5 protein-coding genes are annotated in these 3,015 nt (G+C 76.6%); 4 read left to right on the top strand and 1 reads right to left on the bottom strand.

What is annotated here, in order from left to right:
- The 3 genes from A6V29_RS08150 to A6V29_RS08140 all read left to right on the top strand — a co-directional run.
- A partial coding sequence (locus A6V29_RS08150; protein WP_137159851.1) for a CYTH and CHAD domain-containing protein occupies nucleotides 1-1,050 on the top strand: 1,050 nt, incomplete at its 5' end.
- Nucleotides 1,047-1,493, top strand: coding sequence for an SRPBCC family protein (locus tag A6V29_RS08145; RefSeq protein ID WP_137159850.1), 447 nt, complete (start codon nucleotides 1,047-1,049; stop codon nucleotides 1,491-1,493). The genes A6V29_RS08150 and A6V29_RS08145, both read left to right, overlap by 4 nt.
- Nucleotides 1,494-1,625: 132 nt before the next feature.
- Nucleotides 1,626-1,898, top strand: a complete 273-nt coding sequence (locus A6V29_RS08140) for a GlsB/YeaQ/YmgE family stress response membrane protein (protein WP_137159849.1) — start codon at nucleotides 1,626-1,628, stop codon at nucleotides 1,896-1,898.
- A 28-nt stretch (nucleotides 1,899-1,926) separates the two neighbouring features.
- Here A6V29_RS08140 and A6V29_RS08135 read toward each other — a convergent pair whose 3' ends face one another.
- The gene (locus A6V29_RS08135) at nucleotides 1,927-2,565 is read right to left on the bottom strand and encodes an MBL fold metallo-hydrolase (RefSeq protein WP_137159848.1); all 639 of its coding nucleotides are present in this window, start codon (nucleotides 2,563-2,565) and stop codon (nucleotides 1,927-1,929) included.
- 118 nt (nucleotides 2,566-2,683) lie between these two features.
- On the opposite strand from A6V29_RS08135, the gene A6V29_RS08130 reads away from it, so the two are divergent.
- On the top strand, nucleotides 2,684-2,899 hold the full coding sequence (locus A6V29_RS08130) for a hypothetical protein (RefSeq protein WP_249933110.1): 216 nt from the start codon (nucleotides 2,684-2,686) through the stop codon (nucleotides 2,897-2,899).
- Nucleotides 2,900-3,015: the final 116 nt, after the last annotated feature.

Below are 3,015 nucleotides of genomic sequence, written 5' to 3'. Positions count from 1 at the left end.
GAGGTCGAGCTGATCGACGGGCCAGCGGAGCTGCTCGGGCCGGTGGGCGAGCGGCTGGTCGCCGCGGGGGCCGAGTGGACCGCCCGGGCCTCCAAGCTCGCCCGTGCGCTGGGCCTGGACGAGGTGGACCGCCCGGCGCCCCGGCCGGGGAAGAAGCGGCGCCGGGCGGCCGAGCCGCGCGCCGCGGACGTGCTGCTCGGGGTGCTGCGGGACCAGGTGACCGCCCTGCAGCTCGCCGACGTCGCCGTGCGGACAGGTCAGGACGACGCGATCCGCCGCCTGCGGGTCGCCTACCGCCGGCTGCGGGCGCTGCTGGCCGCTGCCCGGCCGGTCCTCGACCGCGCCGCGACCGACCCGCTGCGCGCCGAGCTCCGCCTGCTCGCCGGCCGGCTCTCGGACGTCCGGGACGAGGAGGTCGCGCTCGCGGAGCTCCGGGCCGCCGTGACCGAGGTGCCTGTCGAACTGGTGCTGGGGCCCGTCGAGGCGCGGCTGCGGACGGCGCAGGTGGCGGCGGCCGAGCGGGGGCGCGCCACCGCGGCGGCGCTCGTCGCGGGGCCCGACCACCGGCGCGCGCTCGACGCACTGCACGCGCTGCTGGCCGACCCACCGATCACCGCCGCCGGTGCCGAGCCGGCCCGGCCCGTGCTGGACGGGGTCGTGCGCCGGGAGGTCCGCCGGCTGCGCCGGGCGGCCGACGCCGGCGGAGCGCTGTCCGGGCAGGAGCGCACCGAGGCCCTGCACGGCGTGCGCCGAACCGCCCGCCGAACCCGGTACGTGGCGGCCGCGTTCGCTCCGGCTCTCGGCGAGCGGGCGGCCACCGCCGCCTCGGCGGCGAAGCGGACCCAGCGGCTGCTGGGTGAGCTGCAGGACCTCGTGGTCGTCGGCGAGCACTGCCGCGGACTGGCCGTGGCCGCGCACGCCGCGGGGGAGCCGGGCTTCACCTACGGCCTCCTGCTCGGGCGGGCCGAGGCCCGCGCCCGGGACGCCGAGCGGGTGTTCGCCGAGCGCTGGCCGGACCTGGCCGCCCGGCTGCGCAGGAGCGTGCGATGAGCAGCGCGACGGGTGTCCGGGACGTGGCCGGGTCTCGCGCGGACGTGTGGCGTGCCGTCGCGGTGCTCCGGCCCTACTGCCCCACCTGCGACGTCTCCTACGTCGTGACCGGCTCGGGGCGCGGCAGCACGTTCGTGGCGGTGCCGGGCCGGCTGGACGGCCCGCCGCCGGACGGCGCGCCGCGCGGCGAGATCGTGGAGTGGGTGCCGAAGCGCCTGGTGGCGACCCGCCTGGAGCTCACCCAGGAGACGTGGACGACCCGGATCGAGCTGGCCGACGCACCCGACGGCGGCACCCGCGTCACCATGACCGTCACCCACGAGCCCCGGGCCGGCCGGCTGCTCCGCCGTCTCCAGGGCCGTGCGGCCCGGGACCTGGTGCGGCGGACCGTCGAGTCCGAGCTGGACAAGATCCCCGCCCACCTGGCGGACCCGGCCGACTGAGCAGCGCGACCCGATCGGGGGAACCGCGTATCGCGGCCGCGGGCGATGGGTAGTGGCTGCCACGTGCCCCGGCGGCACGCCCGGCGTCCCGCCGGAACCGCGCACGCCGGGCTGGCCACTGAGGAGTTCGCTATGGAGATCATCGGTCTGCTCGTCGCCGGCCTCATCATCGGCCTGCTGGGCAAGCTGGTCGCACCCGGCGACAAGGACAACACGCCGCTGTGGCTCACCGTGCTGTGCGGCATCGGTGGTGTGCTGATCGGTTACTACGTGGCCGGAGCGCTGGGCGTCGACTCCACCGACGGGGTCGACTGGATCCGCTGGATCATCTCCATCGTCCTGGCGGCCGTGCTGGTGGTGGCCGCGTCCACGCTCACCGGCCGGAACAACCGCGCCGTCCGCTGAGCACGCTCCCCGGGGGACGCGGTCGGGCTCAGAGCTCGACGGCGTCCCCCGGGGCCAGCCGCGCCAGCGGGGTCGGCGTCCCCGGGCCGCGCTCCCCGAGCAGCCCGCCGACGATGCCGAGCCCCACGTCGCTGAGCAGGGCGTCGTGCACGGCGTACGCCTGGTCGGCGTCGACGGCGCGCACGTACTCGATCACGTCCGCGGTCCGCGACCACGGGGCGTGCAGGGGGAGCAGCAGGGTCGGCACCGGCTGGTCGGGCACCGTGAACGCGTCCCCGGGGTGGAAGACGGTGCCGTCGACCAGGAAGCCGATGTTGGCGATCCGCGGGATCTCCGGGTGGATCTCCGCGTGCAGCTCGCCGTGCACCTGCACCTCGAACCCTGCGACGGTCACCGCGTCACCGTGACCCACCACGTGGACCCGCCCGCCCGTGCCCTCGAGCCGGGCGGCCACCGACTTGTTGGTCCAGATCTCCAGCGCCGGGTCGGCGTCCAGGGCGGCCCGCAGCCGGTCGGGCGCGAAGTGGTCGGGGTGCTCGTGGGTCACCAGGACGGCGGTGGCGCCGTCCAGCGCGTCCGGATCGGTGAAGGCCCCGGGATCGATCACCAGCCGGCGGCTCCCCTCCGCGAGAGCGACACAGGCGTGGCCGTGCTTCGTCAGCTCCATGAGCGCATCCTGCACCGGCCCGTCCGGCCGCGCGTGAGGTGGTCGGCGTCACACCTTCGGGTGGACGGCCGCACCCGGACTCAGCCACCGGGCCGGGGCTGCCGACATCCTTCCCATGATGCTGCAGACCACCGCGCACGTGGCGGCGCACAGCCGGGCCCACGGACCGACGGCCGCGCTCTGGCACGCCGTCAAGCTGCACCGGCCGGTCACCGAGATCGACGGGGCCTGCGAGCTCGCCGTCTGCGGCTCGCTCGCCCGCGTCACCCCCGAGCAGCCGTGGCCGCGCACCGGCACCGACGTCTGCCCGGCCTGCGCGCTCCTCACCCGCTGACCGCCCCTCCCCGGCCGGGCGGGGATCAGGTCCCCTGATCCCCGAGCGTCCTACCTCAGCGTGGGACGTGAGGGAGGAGGCGCTGGGATCAGGTGACCCGGGCTCAAGGGGTCGTC

Origin of the sequence: Blastococcus sp. CCUG 61487 (assembly GCF_005222955.1) — a bacterium.
In the GTDB taxonomy this organism is placed as follows: domain Bacteria; phylum Actinomycetota; class Actinomycetes; order Mycobacteriales; family Geodermatophilaceae; genus Blastococcus.
This window is presented reverse-complemented; position numbering and strand designations above follow the sequence as displayed.

Coding starts and splice junctions, on each gene's coding strand:
- A6V29_RS08140 (WP_137159849.1), top strand. CDS start 1,626: ATGGAGATCATCGGTCTGCTCGTCGCCGGCCTCATCATCGGCCTGCTG.
- A6V29_RS08130 (WP_249933110.1), top strand. CDS start 2,684: ATGCTGCAGACCACCGCGCACGTGGCGGCGCACAGCCGGGCCCACGGA.
- A6V29_RS08135 (WP_137159848.1), bottom strand. CDS start 2,565: ATGGAGCTGACGAAGCACGGCCACGCCTGTGTCGCTCTCGCGGAGGGG.
- A6V29_RS08145 (WP_137159850.1), top strand. CDS start 1,047: ATGAGCAGCGCGACGGGTGTCCGGGACGTGGCCGGGTCTCGCGCGGAC.